The organism is Pseudoxanthobacter sp., from assembly GCF_036822375.1.
Lineage (GTDB): Bacteria > Pseudomonadota > Alphaproteobacteria > Rhizobiales > Segnochrobactraceae > Pseudoxanthobacter.
In genome coordinates this window covers 1-21,791 of record NZ_DAISHT010000047.1, presented here as the reverse complement: position 1 = coordinate 21,791, position 21,791 = coordinate 1, and the positions used below count along the sequence as shown (strand labels likewise).

15 protein-coding genes and 1 rRNA gene are annotated in these 21,791 nt (G+C 65.6%); 15 read left to right on the top strand and 1 reads right to left on the bottom strand.

Features of this window, described 5'->3' with window-relative positions; genetic code table 11:
* The first annotated feature begins 340 nt into the window (after positions 1 to 340).
* The 11 genes from V7067_RS06920 (at position 341) to V7067_RS06870 (ending at position 15,460) form a co-directional block, all read left to right on the top strand.
* Entirely contained in the window at positions 341 to 1,762 is a 1,422-nt protein-coding gene (locus tag V7067_RS06920; protein ID WP_334175154.1) for an NtaA/DmoA family FMN-dependent monooxygenase, read from the top strand.
* The gene (locus V7067_RS06915; RefSeq protein ID WP_334175153.1) at positions 1,759 to 3,012 is read left to right on the top strand and encodes an acyl-CoA dehydrogenase family protein; all 1,254 of its coding nucleotides are present in this window, start codon (positions 1,759 to 1,761) and stop codon (positions 3,010 to 3,012) included. Before V7067_RS06920 ends, V7067_RS06915 begins: the two co-directional genes overlap by 4 nt.
* Positions 3,013 to 3,022: 10 nt before the next feature.
* Positions 3,023 to 4,420 (top strand): LLM class flavin-dependent oxidoreductase, encoded by a 1,398-nt coding sequence (locus V7067_RS06910; protein WP_334175152.1) that lies wholly within the window; start codon positions 3,023 to 3,025, stop codon positions 4,418 to 4,420.
* Positions 4,417 to 5,559, top strand: a complete 1,143-nt coding sequence (locus tag V7067_RS06905) for an LLM class flavin-dependent oxidoreductase (RefSeq protein WP_334175151.1) — start codon at positions 4,417 to 4,419, stop codon at positions 5,557 to 5,559. The genes V7067_RS06910 and V7067_RS06905 overlap by 4 nt, the downstream gene beginning before the upstream one ends.
* A gap of 123 nt (positions 5,560 to 5,682) precedes the next feature.
* Positions 5,683 to 6,966 carry an acyl-CoA dehydrogenase family protein gene (locus tag V7067_RS06900; protein ID WP_334175150.1) on the top strand — a complete coding sequence of 428 codons (1,284 nt, stop codon included), beginning with the start codon at positions 5,683 to 5,685 and terminating at the stop codon, positions 6,964 to 6,966.
* Positions 6,967 to 6,976: 10 nt separating this feature from the next.
* Positions 6,977 to 8,206 carry a GNAT family N-acetyltransferase gene (locus V7067_RS06895; protein WP_334175149.1) on the top strand — a complete coding sequence of 410 codons (1,230 nt, stop codon included), beginning with the start codon at positions 6,977 to 6,979 and terminating at the stop codon, positions 8,204 to 8,206.
* Between the two features lie 145 nt (positions 8,207 to 8,351).
* Positions 8,352 to 10,088, top strand: a complete 1,737-nt coding sequence (locus tag V7067_RS06890) for an ABC transporter substrate-binding protein (protein ID WP_334175148.1) — start codon at positions 8,352 to 8,354, stop codon at positions 10,086 to 10,088.
* Positions 10,089 to 10,165: 77 nt separating this feature from the next.
* Entirely contained in the window at positions 10,166 to 11,791 is a 1,626-nt protein-coding gene (locus V7067_RS06885) for an ABC transporter ATP-binding protein (RefSeq protein ID WP_334175147.1), read from the top strand.
* Positions 11,784 to 12,761 (top strand): ABC transporter permease, encoded by a 978-nt coding sequence (locus tag V7067_RS06880; protein WP_334175146.1) that lies wholly within the window; start codon positions 11,784 to 11,786, stop codon positions 12,759 to 12,761. Before V7067_RS06885 ends, V7067_RS06880 begins: the two co-directional genes overlap by 8 nt.
* Positions 12,762 to 12,774: 13 nt before the next feature.
* Entirely contained in the window at positions 12,775 to 13,818 is a 1,044-nt protein-coding gene (locus tag V7067_RS06875) for an ABC transporter permease (RefSeq protein ID WP_334175145.1), read from the top strand.
* A gap of 358 nt (positions 13,819 to 14,176) precedes the next feature.
* On the top strand, positions 14,177 to 15,460 hold the full coding sequence (locus V7067_RS06870; protein ID WP_334175144.1) for a divalent metal cation transporter: 1,284 nt from the start codon (positions 14,177 to 14,179) through the stop codon (positions 15,458 to 15,460).
* A 123-nt stretch (positions 15,461 to 15,583) separates the two neighbouring features.
* Here the strand turns inward: V7067_RS06870 and V7067_RS06865 are convergent, their stop codons facing one another.
* Positions 15,584 to 16,264: a methyltransferase domain-containing protein gene (locus V7067_RS06865; RefSeq protein ID WP_334175143.1), complete on the bottom strand. Its 681-nt coding sequence runs from the start codon at positions 16,262 to 16,264 to the stop codon at positions 15,584 to 15,586.
* Positions 16,265 to 16,648: 384 nt separating this feature from the next.
* On the opposite strand from V7067_RS06865, the gene tkt reads away from it, so the two are divergent.
* The 4 genes from tkt to V7067_RS06845 all read left to right on the top strand — a co-directional run.
* Positions 16,649 to 18,652 carry a transketolase gene (tkt, locus tag V7067_RS06860; protein ID WP_334175142.1) on the top strand — a complete coding sequence of 668 codons (2,004 nt, stop codon included), beginning with the start codon at positions 16,649 to 16,651 and terminating at the stop codon, positions 18,650 to 18,652.
* A gap of 49 nt (positions 18,653 to 18,701) precedes the next feature.
* Positions 18,702 to 19,664 (top strand): transaldolase, encoded by a 963-nt coding sequence (gene tal / locus V7067_RS06855; protein ID WP_334175141.1) that lies wholly within the window; start codon positions 18,702 to 18,704, stop codon positions 19,662 to 19,664.
* 177 nt (positions 19,665 to 19,841) lie between these two features.
* Complete coding sequence (gene ribB, locus V7067_RS06850; RefSeq protein WP_334175140.1) at positions 19,842 to 20,948, top strand: 3,4-dihydroxy-2-butanone-4-phosphate synthase; 1,107 nt, start codon at positions 19,842 to 19,844, stop codon at positions 20,946 to 20,948.
* Positions 20,949 to 21,431: 483 nt separating this feature from the next.
* A 16S ribosomal RNA gene (locus V7067_RS06845) occupies positions 21,432 to 21,791 on the top strand; the annotation flags it as partial.

Below are 21,791 nucleotides of genomic sequence, written 5' to 3'. Positions count from 1 at the left end.
TGGCGGTCGGGCGGCAGCACCAATTTGTTCCTCAACGCGCGGCCCCGAGCATGGCATAACTTTAATCTAGTCAATATGTAGATTATAGATGCACAAATGATCCGCGAGCCCCGGCGGTCTGCCGGATCGCGCCGGTGGTTTTTATAAGATACTGAAAACGCCTGTGAAATTCAGGCTTCTCTGTGGTCGCCAGTGCCCTGTCGACCACCATCATATCGAACGAAGCTCATGCGTGGCGAAGCAGGTCTCCGATATTAAAGGGGATGATTGTTTCCCCTCCGACGTGCTTCCCCTCACCGCGGACCGTGTTCCGTATGTTGCAAGATGAGCCGGTCTGAAGATGCCGAAGTCCGAGATCATTCTGAACGCCTTCACCATGAACGCCGTTTCGCACGTCAATTACGGGCTGTGGCGCCATGATGAGGATCAGGCCTTCCGCCACGACGATCTCGATTATTGGATCGGGCTTGCTGAAGTGCTTGAGGAGGGTGGCTTCGACGCTGTCTTCATCGCCGACGCGCTGGGGCTGCTCGATACCTATGGCGGTGGCGCAGCGGAATCCCTGCGCCGCGGGGTGCAGTCGCCGCTCAGCGATCCGCTGCTTCTGGTCTCCGCCCTCGCCGGCGCCTCGCGGCATCTCGGCATCGGGGTGACGGTTTCCACCACCTATGAGCAGCCCTATCTGCTGGCCCGTAAATTCACCACGCTCGACCAGCTTTCCGGCGGTCGGGTGGCGTGGAACATCGTGACCTCGCAACTTGAAAGCGCGGCCCGCAATCTAGGTCTGGAGCGGCAGGTCGATCACGACGAACGCTACGATCGCGCGGATGAGTTCCTTACCGTCGCCTACAAGCTGTGGCAGGGCTCGTGGGAAGACGATGCGGTCGTCGCAGACAAAGGCAGCGCGGCACGGCCGGACGGGCTTTATGCCGATCCGGCCCGCGTTCACGCCATCGATCATCATGGCCGGTTCTTCCGCGTGCCGGGGCCGCATATTGCGCAGCCGAGCCCGCAGCGCGTGCCGGTGCTGTTTCAGGCCGGCGGCTCGCCGCGCGGGCAGCGGTTTGCCGCCCGCCATGCAGAGCTCGTCTTCGTGGCCGGAGCGGATGCCGCCGGGGTTCGGCGCAATGTCGAGACCATCCGCGCACTGGCCCGCGAGGAAGGACGCGCCCCTGATGCCATCCGCTTTGTCAGTGCAGTGGCCGTCGTGGTGGCGCCGACCCGTGCAGAGGCGGAAAGCCGGTTCGCCGATTATCGCCGTTTCTACGATGCGACCGGTGCGCTGGTGCATTATTCGGCCTCGACCGGCGTCGATTTCTCTGACGCCGATCAGGATGCGCCGATCCGCTATCTGGAGACCAACTCCAACCGCTCGCTGCTGCGCATGTTCGACGATCCCGATGGCGGCCGTTCGTGGACGCTGCGGCAGGCGCTGGCGCCGGAGGGCGGCTTCGGCCGCACCCGCACCTTCGTTGGCGATCCGATTGCGGTTGCCGACGGTCTGGAGGACTGGCTGGAGGCGACCGGCACCGATGGCATCAACCTCATCCATGTGGTCAGCCCGGGCAGCTTCGTCGATTTTTCCCGTCTCGTGGTGCCGGAACTGATCCGTCGCGGACGCCGCCCCGCGGGGCGGCCCGAAGTGCCCCTTACCCTGCGCGAGCGCCTGTTCGGCGCCGCGCCCCGCCCCCCTGTCGATCATCCGGCCGCGCGCCATGGCTTTCCCCACCGCGCGGCAACGTCCGAGGCGCGCCCCGAATGACAGCTCATGCAGTTTTCCCGACCCTGCCGCCCGTCGCACCTCCGGGACCGCGCTTTGCGGCGTGGGCCGCGGCAGCCCGGGCCGTGGCGGACCGGCTGACGGAAACAGCCGCCGCGCGCGATGCCGCCGGCCGGCCGCCCGTGGCCGAGGTGCAGCTGCTGCGCGAAGCCGGGCTGCTCACCATCGCCATTCCTGCCGATCTCGGCGGCGGCGGTGCGAGCGTGACGGAAATCCTGCGCATCATCCGCATCCTGGCGGAGGGCGACACCTCCATCGCGCAGCTTGCATCCTATCATTTCTTCGGCAGCACCCTTGCCTTGCGCGGTGCCAACCGTGCGCTGGCGGAAAAGCGGCTCAATGGTCTCCTGCATCGGGGCTGGTTTCACGCGGGCATCGCGCAGGCGGCCTATGAACCACTGATCGAGGCGCGCGCAACCGCTGGCGGTTTCGTGCTGAACGGCGCCAAGCCGTTCACCAGCGGTGCGGCGGTGGCCGACAGCCTGCACGTCTGGGTCCGCTTCGCAACGGGCACCGTGATCGACGGCCAGGATGCCGGCGGTCACATCGGGCAGTTCATCGTGGCCAATCCGTCGCCGGGACTGAGCTTCGGTGACGACTGGGACAATATCGGCCAGCGGTTGACCGTGAGCGGCAGCGCCGCGCTGAAGAACGTGGCGGTCGGCCGCGACGATCTCGTGCAGCACTATCCGGAGGCAACGGAACATCCGCCCCATGTCACGGTACATGTGCCGCTGATCCAGCTGGCGTTCGCGGAACTCTATGTCGGCACCGCCCGCGGCGCTCTGGCCGCGACACGGGATTATGTCCATGCCCACGGTCGTCCGTGGGTGACATCACCGGCGCTGGCCGCGGGCGACGATGTGCTGGTGATCGAGCGGTTCGGCCGCCTGTCGGCGGCACTGGCCTCTGCCGAGGCGCTGGCGGACGCTGCCGGCGCTGTGCTGCAGCAGGCGATCGCGCAGGGTGAGGCGCTGACCGAGGCCGGGCGTGGCCATGCGGCGGCGGTTGCCTATCAGGCCAAGATCCACGCAACGGAGGTCGCTCTTGAGGTCACCTCCCGGCTTTTCGAGCTGACAGGCGCACGCTCCACCGCCCGCAGCTTCGCCCTCGATCGCTTCTGGCGCAACGTGCGCACCCACAGCACCCACGATCCCGTGCATTACAAAGTGATCGAGGTCGGTGACTGGGCGCTGAATGGGCGCGATCCGGCGCCGACCTATTATTCCTGAGGCATCCGTCATGAGCGGGAAGAAGCCCTTTATCCTCAACGGTTTTGCCATGAACGTGGTGGGCCATGTCTCGGCCGGGCTGTGGCGTCATCCGCGCGATCAGGCTCACCGCCATACCACGCTGGAATACTGGACCGGCCTTGCCCGGCTGCTGGACGAGGGCGGGTTCGACGCGCTCTTTCTGGCAGATGCGCTGGGGCCGCTCGATGTCTATCGCGGCACGCCCGATGCCGCGTTGCGGACGGCGGCGCAGGCGCCGATCAACGATCCGGTGCTGCTGGTTTCCGCAATGGCGGCTGCAACCCGGCATCTCGGCTTCGGCGTCACGGTTTCCGCCACCTATGAGCAGCCCTATCTGCTGGCCCGCAAGTTCACCACGCTCGACCATCTGACGCGCGGTCGTGTGGCATGGAACATCGTGACCTCGGTGCTTGAATCCGCTGCCCGCAATCTGGGTCTTGAACGCCAGATCGACCATGATGAGCGCTATGACCGGGCGCAGGAATTCATCGACGTCACCTATAAGCTCTGGGAAGGCTCGTGGGAGGACGACGCAGTCGTGAGGGATCGCACCGCGGGCCTCTATACCGACCCGGCCAAGGTGCACCCCATCAATCACCACGGACGCTGGTTTCGGGTGCCGGATGCCCATGTTTGCGCACCGAGCCCCCAGCGCACGCCGCTGCTGTTTCAGGCGGGAACTTCTCCGCGCGGGCGCGAATTTGCAGCCCGCAATGCGGAGGTCGTCTTTCTCGGCGGCACCAATACCGCGCAGATCCGGCGCTCCGTGGAGGCCATCAGGGCACGGGCTGTGGAACTGGGCCGGGCGCCAGACGCGATCCGCTTCATCACCGCCGTGGCCGTGGTGCCGGCGGCAACCGACGAGGCGGCGGAAGCGCAATATCGCGATTATCTCTCCTACACCAGCCGCGAGGCGGCGCTGGCGCTCTTTTCCGCGTGGACCGGCGTGGACTGGTCGCAATATGCCCTCGATCATCCGCTGGAATATATCGAAACCAATGCCGGGCGCTCGGCGCTGGCCGGCCTGACCGCCCTCGACGCGGAGCGCCGCTGGACCGTGGGCGACATCGCCGACTATATCGGCATCGGCGGCATTCATCCCAAGATCGTTGGTTCGCCGACGCGCGTCGCCGACGAACTGGAGCGCATCGCCGAGGAAGGCGGTGTCGACGGCTTCAATCTTTCCTATGTCGTCAGCCCCGGATCCTTCGAGGATTTCATCACCTTCGTGGTGCCGGAACTGCGTCGCCGGGGCCGTATCCGGCCGCGTGAGGCGCAGGGCGCGACGCTGCGCGGGCGGTTTCAGGGGCGTGACCGGCTGGCCGCCGATCATCCCGGCGCCCGGTTTCGCAATCTTGCCGCTCTGGCCGCGGAGGCAGCGCAATGAGCCTGCATCTTCACTGGTACCTGCCCACCAACGGCGACAGCCGCGAGATCGTCGGCTCCGGCGACGATTCCCATCTCGGCAACGGCCCCTCGCAACGCTCCCTGCGGGCACCGACGCTGGACTATCTGGCGGACGTGGCGCGGGCCGCCGAGCGCGCCGGGTTCGAGGCCGTGCTGACGCCCACCGGAACGTGGTGCGAGGATGCTTGGATCACCACCGCCGCACTGTCGCAGCTGACGCGCCGCATCCGCTTTCTGGTGGCCTTTCGGCCCGGCCTGATTTCGCCGACGCTGGCCGCCCATCAGGCCGCCACTTTCCAGCGCCTCACCGAGGGGCGGCTGCTGCTCAACATCGTGACCGGGGGCGACCCCCTCGAGCAGAAGCGCTTCGGCGACCATTTCGACCACGACCAGCGCTACGAACGCACCCGTGAGTTCCTGACTATTCTGCGCGGGCTGGCGGCGGTCGCCCCCGACCGGCGGTATGACTTTGCCGGCCGGCATTACCAGATCGAGGGGGCCCAGATCGGCTTTGGTGAATATGGCCTGCCGCCGCTGTTCTTCGGCGGTGCCAGCCCGGCAGCCGAGGACGTGGCGGCGGAAACCGCCGATGTCTGGCTGATCTGGGGCGAGGGGCCGCGAGAGGCCGGCGAGCGGCTGGCCCGCGTGCGCCGGCTTGCGGAGGCGAAGGGGCGGCGCATCAGCGTCGGCATCCGGCTGCATGTAATCGGGCGCGAGACCGAAAAGCTCGCCTGGCAGGAGGCCCAGCGCCTCATCAGCACCATTTCGCTGGAGCGGGTGACGAAGGCGCACGAGATTCTGGCGCGCACCCAGTCCGTTGGCCAGCAGGTGATGACTGCGCTGGCCACCCGCCACGCTGAGAAGGCGCTGGCGGGCGGCGATGTGCGGGCACTGGAGGTCTCGCCCAATCTCTGGGCCGGCTACGGCCTCGTTCGTGGTGGGGCCGGCACGGCGCTGGTTGGCAGCCACGCGCAGGTTGCCGACCGCATAGCCGAATATCACGCTCTCGGCTTTGAGCACTTCATCCTGTCCGGCCAGCCGCACATCGAGGAGGCCTGGGCCTTCGGCGAAGGCGCCGGCGCAATCCTGCGGGATCGCGGGCTGGTGGCGACCGGCTGAGCCGCGCCCCCGTTTTCCGAACCGCTCCGGCCCGGCAGGCGGGCCGGACCATCTCCCTGTCGTCCCGAGTGTGCAGTGCAGGTCCGCGTGACCGTGCGCTCCGCGCAGCGAGTGAGCTTTGCCATGACCGATTCCGCCGCCGCACATTCCGGGGCCGAAAGCCCGGCCGTCGTGCCCTATGCAGGCCTTTCTCCGACCGAATTCGCGCGGTGGGAGGCGACCGCGCGCGCGGTGGCCGCCGATCTTGCCGCCACCGCGGTGGCCCGCGACCGTGCCAACAAAGACCCACATGAGGAAATCGGGCTGCTGCGGCGGGCCGGGCTGCTGGGACTGGCCGTGCCGCGTGCGTTCGGCGGGCAGGGGGCGAACCTGACGCAGGCGTTGCAGGTCGCACGCATCATTTCGGCGGCGGACGGCTCCATCGGCCAGCTCATTGCCTATCATTATTCAAACGGCGTCTGGACCTACATTCTCGGCACCCGTGCCCAGTGGGAGGAAACCGCCCGGGGCGTCGCGGCCAAGGGCTGGTTCCAGGGCGGCGTCAGTAATCCGCGTGACCAGTGGAGCGAGGTCCTGCATGCCGAGGACGGCAGGACCTACCTGAACGGCACCCGCACATTCGCCACAGGCACGGCGGTGGCACAGGTCATCACCGCTACCTTCTGGGACAACGGCCGACGCGTGCACTATCAGCTGCCGCCCGACCGCGCCGGCCTCACGGCGGCGTCCGACTGGGACAATCTGGGCCAGCGCCTGACGGCAAGCGGCAGCGTGCGCTTCGACAATGTCGTCGTCGGCGAGCATGAGCGTCTTTCCGGGCTGGAACGCTTCGGTGGCGATGCCGACCTGCGGGATGGGCTGAGGACGCTGTTCAGCCAGCTCATCTTTATCAATCTCTATCTCGGCATTGCCGAAGGCGCGCTGCATGCCGCGGCGGACTATGTGCGCAACAACAGCCGCGCGTGGCCGGAATCCGGGCTGGAGAGGGCAGTCGACGATCCCTACCATCTCGTCCAGTTCGGCCGCTGGTCGGCCGGCATCTCCGCCGGTGTCGCGCTCGCCGACAAGGCTGCCGGGCTCTATCAGCAGGCGCTTGAAGCGGGAGAGGCCCTCGATGCCGGAACGTGGGGCCGCCTCGCCGTCATCATCGACGAGGCCAAGGTGATCGCCACCGATGTCTCGCTGGCGGTTACGGCCAACATCTACGAGGCCATGGGCGCGCGGGCGACCGCAAACCGCTATGGCTTCGATCTCTACTGGCGCAATGCCCGCACCCACACGGTGCACGATCCGGTTTCCTACCGCGCGCGGGAGATCGGCAGTGCGGTGCTGACGGGCGAACTGCCGCGACCGCGGGTGATCGCGGAGCCGCCGCGCCAGCCGGCGGCCGCGGTGGCGGCGGAATGAGGCGTCGGCCATGACCAGCGGTATCCACATCCGCCGTCTCAAGGGCGACGACGATTTCATCGCCGCGACGCGGACGTTCCGGACCGCGATGCTGGGCCTGCCCGATCCCGGTCCGCTCGACGCGGCTTTCGTTGCCCGCACCTTCGAACCCGGCCGCACGTTCGGCGCGTTCGAGGGCGACAATCTGGTGGGCACGGTCGATTCCTATTCCGGCTGGCTTGCCGTGCCCGGCGGCGCGCGCGTCCGGCAGGCTGCCGTCACCCATGTGGGCGTCGCGCCCACTCACACCCGGCGCGGTATCCTCTCGCGCCTCATCGCTGCCCAGCTTGCCGATATCCGCGCCGCCGGCGAGGTCGTCGCCAACCTGCGGGCTTCCGACGCGCGCATCTACGGCCGGTTCGGATATGCCGTGGCCGGCCGTTCGGCGCGCATCGTCGTGGAAAGGGAGCGTGCCCGGCTGCGGCAGGGCGCGGAAGGGCGCGGGGCCGTGCGCCTCCTGCCGGCGGCCGATGCCTTCGATATCATCGCCGCCGTCTACGAGCGCGTTGCCGGCCGCACGCGGCCGGGCGCCATTGCCCGTTCGCCCTATTGGTGGACCCTGAACCGGGGCTTTCTGCAACGTGCCGGCGGACCGGCCTATGTGGCGCTTTACGGCGCCCCGGGGCGGGAGGAAGGGTTCGCGCGCTATCATCCGGTCGGCCATGACACATGGTTCACCGGCCGCGAGCGCACCGTGATCGTCAGCGATCTGGTGGCGGCGACGCCGCAGGCGCATTCCGGGCTGGTTTCCTTCCTGCTCTCGCTCGATCTGCCGCACCGCCTCGTCTTCGCCAGCCTGCCGGAGGACGACGCCCTGCCGTGGCTTCTGGAGGACAGCCGGGCGGCCACCGTGGAAGCGGTGGGTGACGAGACCTGGCTGCGCCTGACAGACGTGGCGGGAGCATTGTCCGGCCGGCGCTTCGGTGCGGGCGAACCGGTGATACTGGCGGTGAAGGATGCGCTGCTGCCGGACAATGACGGCCTCTATCGCGTTGCATCGGACGGTGTGCAGCGCCTTGCCTCGGGCGCGGCCGAGGCGGTCGTCGATATCGCGACGCTCTCCGCCGTCTATCTCGGCGGCGTGCGCTGGTGGCAACTGGCCGCCGCCGGGCGGGTAACCGGCGCGGATGCCGACACGATCGCCCGGCTGGATCGCCTGTTCGCCAGCGAGAGACAACCGCATTCCGGAACAATTTTTTGATCCCTCTTATGGATGGAGCTGAATTTGTTCCATATCAATAAATAAATGGCGATTGGTTCTGTGCGCTTATGACGGCCATTTTCTATAAGTGATTCACGAATTGATGATGGAAAAGAAGTCTATGTATCATAATAAAATTAAAATAATGATTCGTGAATCGCTGTATGCTGGCGTTTCTATTATTGTTATTTCGGCGGCTTCGCCATCTTTTGCTGAGCCGCAATCTGGCGGAACACTGCGCATTGCGTCGCTCGCGCCCGATCTGGACGCATTCGACCCGCTAACCGGCTACAGCATCGACAGCTGGGAAATCCTGCGCGCCACCACCCGGCAGCTCGTCAGCTATCCGGGTGCCTCGTCGGATATCAAGGACGATACCAAGCTGGTGCCCGATCTGGCTGAATCATGGGATGTCAGCGCCGACGGCAAGACCTACACGTTCCACCTGCGCGACGGCATCCGCTATGCCGGGCCCACGGACCGGGCCATCAAGGCGAGCGATTTCGTCTATGCCATCAAGCGCTTCTGCGACCCCAACAAGCAGGTCGCGGCAATCAATTATTTCAATCTCGCGTTTTCCGGTTTTGCCGACTACTGCAAGGCGTTCGCCAAGGTTCCGACCGGCGATCTTGCGGCGACGAAGGCCTTCACGGAAGGCCACGAGATCGCCGGTGTCTCGGCGCCGGACGACAGGACGCTGGTCCTGCGCTCCGATACCAAGAACTACGATTTCCTGAACATTCTCTCCATGAATTTCGTCACGCCGCTTCCCCCGGAAGTTGCATCCAAATATTTCCCGGACTCGGTGGAGTTCCGCAAGAATTTCCCCTCCAGCGGTCCCTACTATGTGGAGAGCTACGAGCAGGGCCAGGAGCTGGTGCTGAAGAAGGTGCCGGACTACAGGGCGGAAGCCGATCCTGTTCGAAAAGCTTATGTCGATGAGATCGTTGTCGATTTCACGACAAATAACGAAGATACCATCGTGCAGAAGATCGAGGCCGGCGAAGCCGATCTCTCACTTTATCTCGACGTGCCGCCGGCGGCTGCCATTCAGCGCTTCCGTTCTGGCGGGCAGGGGCAGTTGCACGCCTCCAACTCCGGCGCGGCGAATTTCATCACCATCAATGCTCGCCCGCAGGCGAAAAGCCCGGGCGCCACGGCGCTGCGCGACAAGCGTGTGCGCGAGGCCCTGACCTATGCGGTCAACCGCGCGCATCTGGTGCAGACGCAGGGCGGTGACATCGCTGCGGTCCCGCTGACGCAGATCATCACCTCCACCATTCTGGGCCACGAGCCTTTCGATCCCTATCCGACCGAGGGCTACAAGGGCGATCCGGAGAAGGCGAAGAAGCTGCTTGCCGAGGCGGGCTATCCCGATGGCATCACTCTCGATGCGATCTATCGCACGGATGCCCAGTCCGAGACGATCGCCGTGACGATCAAGGAAGACGTGGCCCGTGCCGGCATCACGCTCAATCTGCTGCCGCTGCCGGAGGCGCAGTGGCGGGCCTATGTGCAGGACGAGGCGAGCCGCTGGGATGTGTTCCTCAGCGCGAATTTCGCCCCCGACTGGCAGGGTCCCTCGACCCGCATGCTGCTCGGCGGCTGGCTGAATTCCGATGCCGCGCCGTGCGGCACCGGAAACGTCTATTCGATCTGCTACGACAACAAGGAACTGAACAAGCTGGCGGCCGCGGCTTATGTCTCGGACGATCCCGGCCCGCTCTGGACCAAGGCAGACCGCATCGTTTCCGCCGACCTGCCTTGGATTCCGCTGTTCGAGAAGCGGAAGATCGCGCTCACCTCCGACCGGGTGGACAACTGGACCTGGTCCTCGCTCGCCGTGCAGGCCGACATCACCAACCTTGCCATCAAGGAGTGATGAAGCCGCCCCGTTCGCCGGCAGGCGTTGTCTGCGAACGGGGCGTCTGCCCAATCTGTCTCGCGGAGAGGATGTTCATGGCCGTTCTTGCTGCCCAAGACCTCAGCGTGCGGGTTCCGGGACGCACTCTCGTCAGCGGGGTGTCGTTCTCGGTCGAAGCGGGGCGGACGCTGGCAATCGTCGGCGAATCCGGTTCGGGGAAAAGCGTGTCGCTGCTGGCGGCCACGGGGCTGATGCCGGCGGGCACGGCGGTCTCCGGCCGGGTGCTGCACAAGGGGCAGGATATCATCGGCCTTGGTCCGCGCCGGCTTCGGGCCTTGCGGGGGCGGGAGATCGGGTTCGTGTTTCAGGACCCGCAGAGCAACCTGCATCCGCTGAAGCCGGTCGGTTATCAGATCGGCGAAGCCATAACCGCCCATGAGCGTACAGGCCGGCGCGCGCTGCGCGAGCGGGTGCTGGCGCTGCTGGCCGACGTGGGTATTCACAACCCCGCCGCGCGGATGGATGATTTTCCCCACCAGTTTTCCGGCGGGATGCGGCAGCGGGTTATGATCGCCATGGCGATTGCCCTCAACCCCGGCCTGATCATTGCCGACGAGCCGACTACCGCGCTGGATGTAACCGTGCAGGCCGCCATTCTGGCGTTGCTGAAGCGCCTGCAGGAGGCCCATGGAACGGCGCTGATCTTCGTCAGTCACGATCTTTCGGTGGTCTCGGATATCGCCGACGACGTTCTGGTAATGCGCCACGGCCGGGCGGTGGAACAGGGGCCGCTTGAGGCGATCTGGACCCGCCCGCGCGAAGCCTACACGAGAGCGCTCATCGCAGCCGCGCGCCACCAGCGGCCGGCGGAAACACCGGCACCGCGCGCGCCCGGGGCCGTGCTGCTGGCAGCGGAAGGTGTCTGCCGCAGTTTTGCCGGCCGGGGCGGTAACCGGCAGGTTCTGAACGGCATCTCGCTGCACATCGCACCCGGCGAGATCCTCGGCCTCGTCGGAGAATCCGGGTCCGGCAAATCCACGTTTGGCCGCGTAGTTGCCGGGCTGGACAGGCCGGATGGCGGCAGTGTTGCCCTTGCCGGGCAGATCTATAACCAGCCTGGCCGCGGTGCGCCGGCACTGGACCGGCAGACCCGCGCAGCGGTGCAACTCGTCTTTCAGGATCCCTATGCAAGCCTTAATCCGCGCCGTCGGATTGGCGATATTCTGGCCGAGCCGTTCCGCATTGCCGGCGAGCGCGATCGCCGGCGATTGGATGTGCAGGCGCGCCGGCTTCTGCAGGCGGTCGAGTTGCCGGAGGAACTGGCCACGCGATTTCCTGCCCAGCTTTCCGGCGGGCAGCGGCAGCGGGTGGCCATCGCCCGCGCGCTGGCCTTGCAGCCGTGGCTCGTGGTGGCTGACGAACCGGTTTCCGCGCTCGATATCACGACCCAGCATCACATCGTCCGTCTCATCCGCACGCTGCGCGAGCGATTTGGAACGGCATTCCTGTTCATTTCCCACGATCTCGGCCTCGTGGGCGATCTCTGCGACCGGGTGGTGGTGCTGAACGAGGGCTCCATTGTCGAGGAAGGGTCGGCGGAGGCTGTTTTCCGCGATCCGCAGCATCCCTACACCCGCCGCCTGCTGGCTGCTGTGCCGGGCCGGCGCCTTGCTGCCCATGCTGCGCTTTCGCGCCCTGCCGGGGTTGAAGAACATGTCTGACAGCGCCTCCGATCGTCTTTCCGACAGCCTCTGGGCCCTGCCCCTGGGAGCGGACGCCGCGCCTGCCTCGCCGGCGGGGAGCGCGCGGCTGCTGGCACGCACCCTGTGGCGCACGCTTTCGGTGCGAGTAGGGGGCGCCATTGTCATTCTCGTTGTGCTCGCCGCGCTGGCCGCGCCGGTGGCCGCCGCGCTGACCGGCCACGGACCGACCGAGCAGTTCCGCGACGTGGCGGTGACACCGGAGGGGCTGCCGATCGGCCCCGGCAACGGCTTTGCGCTGGGCGCCGACGGCAACGGCCGCGACGTGCTGGTGCGTACGCTCTACGGTGCGCAGGTCTCGCTGCTGGTCGGCATCCCGGCGACCACGCTTGCGCTGCTGATCGGCACTTTCGTGGGGCTCGTCGCCGGTTTCGTCGGAGGGCGCTCGGATCGCCTCATCTCGCTCGGCATCGATGTCGCGCTGGCCTTTCCCTTCGTTGTCACGGCGCTGGGGCTCATTGCCCTCAACAGAAGCGACAGCGGCGAGCCTTTGTTGCCGGCCACGCTCGTGGTCGTGCTGATCATCGCATTGTTCTCGTGGACTTATTTTGCGCGCATCACGCGTGCGGAGGTGGTGCGCCTGCGCTCCAGCCCGCTGGTGGAAGCCGCGCGCATGAGCGGCGCGGGCACCGCTCGGATCCTCTTGCGGGAGATCCTGCCCAATATCGCCCCGCTGCTGATCGTCTACTGGGCAGTACAATTGCCTGCCAACATCATTGCAGAGGCCACATTGTCCTTTCTGGGGGTCGGCATTCAGGCGCCCGACCCGAGCTGGGGCAACATGATTTCCGATGCCCAGCGTACCGCGCTCTATCAGGTGCAGCCGTGGTTCCTAGCAGCGCCTGCACTGGCCCTGTTCCTGACGGTTGCCGGCTTCAACACCCTCAGCGCCGGACTGCGGCAGGTGCTCGATCCGCGCCATCAGGCCTGAAAGGAAGCCCGCCATGGCCACCGCTGCCCTGACGCTGCCCTTGCCGGTGCGCACCCTCGCGCGCCATCTGACCCCGCTCGTGCTGCTTGGTGCGCGCGCGGCGCTGACGCTGCTGCTGGTTCTGCTGATCGCCTTCGGGCTGACGCGCCTTGCCTATCGCAACCCCGCCGCCATGCTGGCGCCCCGCAACGCCACGCAGGAGAGCATCGACGCCATCGCGCGCTCGCTCGGGCTGAACGAGCCGTGGTATCGCCAGCTCTGGGGCTATCTTTTCCGCGGACCAGATATTCAGGGCGCGCCCATGGGGCTGTTCCACTGGCCGCCGGCGCTGGGCTATTCGTTCCGCAAGCAGGCGCCTGTCACCGACCTGATCCTCTCCAAGGTGCATGTCACTCTGTCGTTGGCCCTCGGTGCGCTGGTGATCTGGATGCTGATCTCCATTCTCACCGGTGTCATCGCCGCGCGCCGGCCCGGAAGCTGGACGGATCGTGTGCTGGCGATCGGTGCCTATGCGGGTTTGTCGGTGCCCACTTTCCTCAGCGGAATATTGCTGTCCTATTTCCTGTTCTATCAGTTGACCGGGATCGGACTGCGGTGGTTCCCCTCCAGCGGCTACAAGGCGCTGACGCGCGATCCCTTCGAATGGGCGCGCCACCTCTTCCTGCCGTGGCTGACGCTTGCTCTGGCGGAAATCGGGCTTTTCCAGCGCATCGTGCGCGGTTCCATGCTGGATGTGCTGGGGGAGGATTTCATCCGTACCGCCCGTGCCAAGGGGGTGTCGGAAAACAGGGTCTATTTCGACCATGCCCTGAGCGTGGCGATCAACCCGGTAATCACGCTGGCCGGGCTGGAGCTGGGCGCGCTGATGGGCGGCGCCATCGTGACGGAGACGATTTTCGGGCTCGATGGTGTCGGCCGTCTCGCCATCGGCGCCGCGCTCGACGGCGATTTCCCGGTGGTTATCGGAACGACTATTTTTGCCGCGGCGGCATTTGTCGTGTGTACGTTCACGGTCGATGCCATCGCAATGCTGCGCGATCCCCGCCGCCGGGCCTGATGCCGGATATGGATGCAACACGTCGCCGGCAGGGCAGTTCCCTGCCGGCGATGTCCTATGTCCCGCGACCGCTGCGACGGCGACACCCGTTCCATTTCCCAAACACCAGACAGGTGGCGACAGTCCCGGTTGTGGGGCTGTCTTCGCGCCTGCGCAGGCGAGCCCTCTTGGTCGGCTACAGACAGAATTCCGGTTTGAGTGCGTTTTATCGTTCGTGTGACATCAAATATAACTCGGAAGAATTATTATAAATAAAGAAAATATATTTCTTCTATTTTATCATTCAAGAAATCAGCATTTGATATTCCGATGTGGCTGGGTTAGCCAAGATTATCGATTTCATCTTGGGCTCAGAAACATGAATGACATCACCAAGTCTGGATTTGCTCAAAATCCTTCTGCGCCACGTCTTACCCGCCGCTCCGCCCTGTTGGCCTATATGGCCGTGATGGGGCCCGGACTTGTGGTCATGCTCGCGGACACGGACGCTGGCAGCCTCATAACCGCCGCGCAGAGCGGCGCGCAGTGGGGGTACACGTTGCTCTCCGCGCAGATCATTCTGATCCCGATCGTCTATATGGTGCAGGAACTCACCATCCGGCTCGGCGTCGTGACCGGCAAGGGGCATGGCGAGCTGATCGAATCGCATTTCGGCCGCGGTTGGGCGTGGCTTTCTGTCTCCACGCTGATCGTGGCCTGTGCCGGTGCGATTGTGTGCGAGATGAGCGGCGTTGCCGGCGTCGGGCTCATGTGGGGCATTCCGATGTGGGCCTCCACGGGGGCTGTCACGCTGTTTCTGGTGATCATGGTTCTGACGGGCTCCTATATGCGGGTGGAGCGCGTTGCGATCGGCATCGGCCTGTTCGAACTCGTCTTTCTCGTTACCATGGTCCTGTCGAAGCCCGACCCGGATCAGGTCATGACGGGTCTGGCGAGCTTCCCGATATCGAATTCCGGTTATCTCTTCCTTGTTGCAGCCAATATCGGCGCTGTCGTGATGCCGTGGATGATCTTTTATCAGCAGTCGGCGGTCGTCGATAAAGGCCTGACAGTCGGAGACCTGAAGAATTCGCGCTGGGATACGGCCATCGGTTCCGTCGTTACGCAGCTTGTGATGATCGCGATGCTGGTGACAACGGCGGCCACGCTGTGGGCCAACAACGACGGCGGCGTCGATCTCAATACGGTTGAGCAGATCAGCGATGCGATCACGCCCCATCTCGGCTATGACGCGGGCCGCATCCTGTTCTCCCTCGGCATGGTCGGGGCATCGCTGGTCGCGGCCATCGTCGTCAGCCTCACGGCAGCGTGGGGGCTGGGAGAGGTGACCGGCTATCGCCGCAGCCTGGGCGATGGCGTGAAGCAGGCTCCTTGGTTTTATGTGGTCTACGGCGCGGTGTTGGTGGTCGGTGTGTCGATTGTCCTGTCCGGCGCCAACCTCATCGACATCAACATCTTCGTGCAGGTGCTGAACGCGCTGCTGCTGCCGATCGTGCTGGGCTTTCTGGTGGTCCTGTCGCAGAAGGCGCTGCCGGAGCCTTATCGTCTCAAGGGACGCTATGCCGTCGTGGTCTGGACCGTCACCGTGGTGATGTGCGCGCTCGGTGTCTATTCCGGCATCGCCGGCATCTTCCAATCCTGAGAAGGTGGGTGGAAACGGCGTCCGCAATCGCATAGCGGCGTCGGTCCTGCCGAACCGGCCGATGCTCATGCAGTCTTGTCCGAACACAGCGGGGCCGGTTCTCCGGCCCCGTCTGTTTGTCGGTCACTTTCCGGGGCAGAAGCAAACCCAGCCCCTGAAGGTGAACGCGGCATAGAAGAGCTGGACGTCGGTGAAGCCTGCGGCGCGCAGCAGCGCCTCGTCCTCTTCCGGGGACAGCGCGGGGAGGCGTTCCTTCAGAGCGGCGATGCCGGCCAGCGCCCGCACCTCCGGCACGCCTGCCGCCACCAGCCACGCGGCATTGCGGCGGAGCCAGAGGTCCTGCTGGCCTCCGGCCTTCGGAAAGCTGTGGTGCGCCACGACGAACGGTGCCCCCGGACGAAGGCGGCGCCGGACGTCGCGTAACGTCCGCAAGCGTTCCTCGCGCGGCAGGAAGTGCAGGGTCAGCAGGCAAGCCGCCCCGTCGAAAGGCCCTTCCGGAGCGGTGTCGATATAGCCTTCATGAAAGGTGACACGGTCGCTTGCCGGGCCAAGGAAAGTGCGTGCCTGAGCAATCATCTCTTCCGATGGATCGATGCCATCGAAATGCCAGCCGGGCTGCATCCCGGCGAAGGCGCGCAACTCCAGCCCGCCCCCGGCGCCGAGAACGAGGATACGCCCGTCAGCGGGCACCCGCTCCGCCAGCAGCAGTGCGGTCATGCGATGGAGGTCGTCCATGCCGGGAACATGGCGTGCAACCCGCTCCGCATAGGCCGGGGCCGCGCCGGGCTTCGGAACGGTCGACATGTTCTTCTCCCCATCGTGATCGGGATGTTCCGCGGCGCCTGTTTCCCGTCCCTCGGGGACGCCATCCATATGCGCGGAGATTGGCGAGATTCGCAGGCCAAGACCTCTGTTGCTCCTGAGGTGCATCCCGAGTCGCGCCTTTATTGTGTTTTTCGTCGACCGCCATCAAGACGTGTCAGGGTGCCCGCGATGGTGTTGCGCGGCGGTCATGATGGTTGCCGGAAAGGCAACCGGAGGCCGATTTTGCCTGCAAAGAACGCAGGAATGCAGGTTTTCTCTTGCCAAGAGGGGGGTGCACGCACTTTGGTGCGCGCAGCATGAGTGAACGTCCGGCTGCGGAGTTGCGCGGCCGCGTTCGGATCTGAATTTGAGGACCACCGCGCCATGGCTTCAGCAGAAACCGCCGTCTCCCACCGCGACCTTGCCAATGCGATCCGCTTTCTGGGCATCGATGCCGTGGAGAAGGCGAAGTCCGGCCATCCGGGCATGGTGATGGGCATGGCCGATCTCGCTACCGTGCTGTTCACCCGCCATCTGCGGTTTGATCCGAAGGCGCCGCACTGGCCCGATCGCGACCGGTTCGTGCTCTCGAACGGCCACGGCTCGATGCTGCTTTATGCCCTGCTGCACCTGACCGGCTATGAGCAGGCGACGCTGGACGAGCTGAAGCGCTTCCGCCAGTTCGGCGCGCGCACCGCCGGCCACCCGGAATATGGCCATCTGGAAGGCGTCGAAACCACCACCGGCCCGCTGGGGCAGGGGCTTGCTACCGCGGTTGGCATGGCGCTGGCCGAACGCAAGCTGGCTGCGGAGTTCGGTGCCGATCTGGTCGATCACCGCACATGGGTGTTCGTCGGCGACGGCTGCCTGATGGAAGGCATCAGCCAGGAGGCGATTTCCTTCGCCGGTCACTATGGCCTTTCCAAGCTGATCGTGGTGCACGACAACAACCATATCACCATCGACGGCTCCACCAGCCTTTCCACCTCCGACAACATGCGCGCCCGCTTCGCCGCATCCGGCTGGGAGACGCTGGAAGTCGACGGGCACGACCCGGAAGCCATCGATGCCGCCTTCACGCTGGCCCGCAAGCTCGGCGAGCAGCTCGGCAAACCGGTCTTCATCTCGGCCCGCACCCACATCGGCTACGGCTCGCCCGGCAAGCAGGACAGCGAAGGTTCCCACGGCGCCCCGCTCGGCGCCGCCGAGATCGAGAAGACGCGCGCCGCGCTCGGCTGGCCCTATGCGCCGTTTGAAGTGCCGGAAGCCATCCGCGCGGTCTGGCTCAAGGCCGGTGAGCGCGGGGTTGCGGTTCATGCCGGCTGGAACAATCGCCTCGCGGCGGCCGGGGCCCCGGTGCGGGACGAGTTCCTGCGCCGCGTCGGCGGCCACCTGCCGGCTGATCTGGAAGCCCGTGTACAGGAGGGCCTGCGTGCCCTCGTGGCCACGCCGGCCGATATCGCCACCCGCGCCGCCAGCCAGCGCGCCCTTGAGCTGCTGACCGTGGCGATCCCCGAACTGCTCGGCGGTTCCGCCGACCTGTCGCATTCGGTCCTGACCAAGACCAAGGTGCAGGCGACGATGACGCGGGAGGACTTCACCGGCCGCCATATCAATTATGGCGTCCGCGAGTTCGGCATGGCGGCCATCATGAATGGTCTCGCCCTGCATGGCGGCTATCTGCCCTATGGCGGCACCTTCATGGTGTTCTCGGACTATTCCCGCCCGGCTATCCGCCTCGGCGCCCTCATGGGCGCTCAGGTGGTGCATGTGCTGACCCACGATTCCATTGGCCTCGGCGAGGACGGCCCGACCCACCAGCCGGTGGAACATCTTGCCGCCCTGCGGGCCATTCCGGGCCTGCGGGTCTATCGCCCGGCGGATGTCGTGGAGGCGCTGGAGTCCTGGTACGATGCGCTGACCCGCAAGGGGCCGAGCGCATTTGTTGCCTCCCGCCAGGCCGTTCCGCAGGTGCGTCGCGATCCGGCCACGGCCGTGCAGCCGTTCCGTGGTGCCTATGTGCTGCGCGAGGCGGATGGTGCCCGCGATATCACCCTGCTTGCGACCGGCACCGAGGTCAGCCTGGCCATCAGCGTCGCCGAGGCGCTGGCCGGCGAGGGCATCCGCGCTGCGGTCGTGTCCATGCCGTGCTGGGAGCGCTTCGACGAGCAGGACGAGGCTTATCGCGCTGCGGTGCTCGGCACCGCCCCGCGCCTTGCCATCGAGGCGGCTTCTCCGTTTGGCTGGACGCGCTATGTGGCGCGTGAGGACGATGTCGTCGGCGTGCGCGGCTTTGGCCTTTCGGCGCCGGCCGGTGAACTCTATCGCCATTTCGGCCTGACCGTGGAAGCGATCGTTCCGAAGGCCCGTGCACTGGCCGCCCGCTGAGGCGCGGGGGCTTTCTGGTAACGCGTAAGCGAGGGAGGCTGTAACAGCCATGGTCTCGAAGCTTGACCAACTGCGTCAGATGAGCGTCGTTGTCGCCGATACCGGCGACATCGATGCCGTAAGCCAGCTGAAGCCGGTGGACTGCACCACGAACCCGACGCTGGTGCTGAAGGCCGTGAGCCTGCCCCGCTTTGCCGAAACGCTGGATGAGGCGGTGGCCTGGGGCCGCGCCCAGAGCGGAACGCCGGCAGCGGTTGCCGGCGCGGTCGCCGATCGACTGGCGGTTTCCGTCGGTGCGGCGCTGACCGCGCTGGTGCCGGGCCGCGTCTCTACCGAGGTCGATGCCGACCTGTCGTTCGACACCGCGGCCACCGTCGACAAGGCGCGCGCCGTCATTGCCGCCTATGCCGCCCGCGGCATCGGGCGGGAGCGCATCCTCATCAAGGTTGCCGCGACGTGGGAGGGCATCCGGGCTGCTGAAGTGCTGCAGAGCGAGGGGATCGACTGCAATCTGACGCTGATCTTCTCCCGTCTTCAGGCGATTGCCGCGGCGGATGCCGGGGCGTTCCTGATTTCGCCCTTCGTCGGCCGCATCCTCGACTGGTATGTCAAATCCACGGGCAAGACATTCACGCCCGAGGAAGACCCGGGCGTGCAGTCGGTGCGCGAGATCTACCGCACCTTCAAGGCCCACGGCATCAGAACGGTGGTGATGGCGGCTTCCTTCCGCAATCCCGGTGAGATCGAGGCGCTGGCGGGCTGCGACCGGCTGACGATTTCGCCGGCATTGCTGGAAACGCTGGCCGCCGACAACGGGCCTCTGGAACGGCGGCTTTCGCCTGACGCGGCGGAGGGCGATGTCCCCGCCCGTATCGTGCTCGATGAGCGGGCCTTCCGCTGGGGCATGAACGAGGATGCGATGGCCACGGAAAAGCTGGCCGAGGGCATCCGCCTCTTTGCCCGCGATCTGGCGACCCTGAGGGCCCTGGTCGCCGGCCGGCTCGCGGACTGACCGGTCCGTCTTGCCAAAGGCAGACGGATCCGCTTCGTTAGTGCGCCCGGCCGCTCCCATCGGCCGGGCGTTTTCATTGCCGGGTTGTCCGGCGGACAGGGCGTGCTGCGCAGGCGCCGCCCCGGTCTGGCGCTGCACTGCGCGGTGCCGGCCTTCGAGAAACGGTAGTCGAATCTCATGGAACTCGACAGGATCGAGGCGGCTGTAAAGGCCTTTGCCGAAGGCGAGCTGGTCGTCGTGGTGGACGATACGGATCGCGAGAACGAGGGCGATCTCATTCTGGCGGCCGCCGCGGCGACGCCGGAGAAGATCGCCTTCATGATCCGCCATACCAGCGGAATCCTCTGCGTTCCGATGACGGGCGAGCGGGCGGCGGAACTGAATCTGGCACCGATGGTGGCACAGAATCTCGATCCGATGCGCACGGCCTTCACCGTCACGGTGGACTACAAGGTCGGCATGACCACCGGCATTTCCGCCGAAGAGCGCTGTAACACCGCTCGCGCGCTGGCGAACCGCAATTGCATCGCCGGCGACTTTCTGCGGCCCGGACATATCTTTCCGCTCATCGCCAAGGCAGGCGGCGTGCTGTCGCGCTCCGGGCACACCGAGGCCGGCGTCGATCTGGCGCGCCTTGCCGGCCTCGAGCCGCTGGCCGTGCTCTCGGAGATCGTCAACGACGACGGTACGGTGAAGCGTCTGCCGCAGCTGGTGCCGTTTGCGCGCGAACATGGCCTCAAGATCATCTCGATCGAGGATCTCATCGCCTATCGGCTGCGTACCGAGGCACTGGTTTCCCGGGTTTCCGAGCGTTCCCTTGCCATCGCCGGCCTGCCGGCGCAGGTCTACGTCTACCGCTCGCCCTTCGAGCCGCTTGAGCATCTCGTGGCGGTGTTCGGCGATGTTTCGGGCGCGGAAAACGTGCCGTGCCGAATTCATCGCGAACAGCCGATCTCCGATACCTTTGGAATCGGCGCCGGCCGGGGCTGGGCCGAACCCGCGATGGAACGCATTCGCTCGGCGCGCTGCGGCGTGCTGATCTATCTGCGCGAAGCCCATGCGGAGAGCGGACCGGCGGAACAGCCGGAGCCGGGCAAGGACGGGGAACGCCATTCATCGGCACTCGCCCGGATGAGTCGCTGGCGCGAGATTGGCGCGGGGGCACAGATTCTCCGCGATCTGGGCGTCCGGTCGATTTCCGTCATCGCCTCGTCCGAGCGGCAATATGTGGGACTCGGCGGATTCGGTATCGAGATCGCTGAAACGGTGCTGACGGACGCCTGATGCCGGCTGTGGATGGGCCTCGAAAGAGGCCCATCCTTCAATGGGTTGCGGAAATTTTGGGCGTTCTGCCGCAAAAATTTTCAAAATCCGAGTTGACGTGTCCGGCCCGGCGGTCTTATAAGCCGGGTCACTGACGGGGCGCCGACGCCCTGAGCGCTTCGGCGCCGGGGTTTGGTTGGTTGTTCTGTTGACTGATCCTGACAGGGTTGGGCTTTCTGCTCTGGTGTGAGCCGGGGTAGGGATGTTTGACGGTTTGGTTTGGTTTTGAGGCATTGTCCTCTGTTCTTTGACAATCTGGATGGAAGAAAGAGAAACGCAGGCGGCGTGGTCTTGCGGATTGGATGCTCTGGATAGGGTGTCCGGTCATGAAGAGACAAGATCGACGCCGGACGCGTAGAGCTCACAAGGGTTCGCTGGCTGGATAGCTGGTTTGAGCCCTGATGTGACCTCGTCAATGCGTGACCGATGTCGGGACAACTCTTTGAACTTGAGAGTTTGATCCTGGCTCAGAACGAACGCTGGCGGCAGGCCTAACACATGCAAGTCGAGCGCCCTTTTCGGAGGGAGCGGCAGACGGGTGAGTAACGCGTGGGAACCTACCCATTGGTACGGAACAACTCATGGAAACGTGAGCTAATACCGTATAAGCGCTGAGGCGGAAAGATTTATCGCCGATGGATGGGCCCGCGCAGGATTAGCTAGTTGGTGGGGTAACGGCCTACCAAGGCGACGATCCTTAGCTGGTCTGAGAGGATGATCAGCCACACTGGGACTGAGACACGGCCCAGACTCCTACGGGAGGCAGCAGTGGGGAATATTGGACAATGGGCGCAAGCCTGATCC

Excerpts from the sequence above, each read along its gene's own strand:
- V7067_RS06920 (WP_334175154.1), top strand. The coding sequence starts at position 341 with ATGCCGAAGTCCGAGATCATTCTGAACGCCTTCACCATGAACGCCGTT.
- V7067_RS06915 (WP_334175153.1), top strand. The coding sequence starts at position 1,759 with ATGACAGCTCATGCAGTTTTCCCGACCCTGCCGCCCGTCGCACCTCCG.
- V7067_RS06910 (WP_334175152.1), top strand. The coding sequence starts at position 3,023 with ATGAGCGGGAAGAAGCCCTTTATCCTCAACGGTTTTGCCATGAACGTG.
- V7067_RS06905 (WP_334175151.1), top strand. The coding sequence starts at position 4,417 with ATGAGCCTGCATCTTCACTGGTACCTGCCCACCAACGGCGACAGCCGC.
- V7067_RS06900 (WP_334175150.1), top strand. The coding sequence starts at position 5,683 with ATGACCGATTCCGCCGCCGCACATTCCGGGGCCGAAAGCCCGGCCGTC.
- V7067_RS06895 (WP_334175149.1), top strand. The coding sequence starts at position 6,977 with ATGACCAGCGGTATCCACATCCGCCGTCTCAAGGGCGACGACGATTTC.
- V7067_RS06890 (WP_334175148.1), top strand. The coding sequence starts at position 8,352 with ATGATTCGTGAATCGCTGTATGCTGGCGTTTCTATTATTGTTATTTCG.
- V7067_RS06885 (WP_334175147.1), top strand. The coding sequence starts at position 10,166 with ATGGCCGTTCTTGCTGCCCAAGACCTCAGCGTGCGGGTTCCGGGACGC.
- V7067_RS06880 (WP_334175146.1), top strand. The coding sequence starts at position 11,784 with ATGTCTGACAGCGCCTCCGATCGTCTTTCCGACAGCCTCTGGGCCCTG.
- V7067_RS06875 (WP_334175145.1), top strand. The coding sequence starts at position 12,775 with ATGGCCACCGCTGCCCTGACGCTGCCCTTGCCGGTGCGCACCCTCGCG.
- V7067_RS06870 (WP_334175144.1), top strand. The coding sequence starts at position 14,177 with ATGAATGACATCACCAAGTCTGGATTTGCTCAAAATCCTTCTGCGCCA.
- V7067_RS06865 (WP_334175143.1), bottom strand. The coding sequence starts at position 16,264 with ATGTCGACCGTTCCGAAGCCCGGCGCGGCCCCGGCCTATGCGGAGCGG.
- tkt (WP_334175142.1), top strand. The coding sequence starts at position 16,649 with ATGGCTTCAGCAGAAACCGCCGTCTCCCACCGCGACCTTGCCAATGCG.
- tal (WP_334175141.1), top strand. The coding sequence starts at position 18,702 with ATGGTCTCGAAGCTTGACCAACTGCGTCAGATGAGCGTCGTTGTCGCC.
- ribB (WP_334175140.1), top strand. The coding sequence starts at position 19,842 with ATGGAACTCGACAGGATCGAGGCGGCTGTAAAGGCCTTTGCCGAAGGC.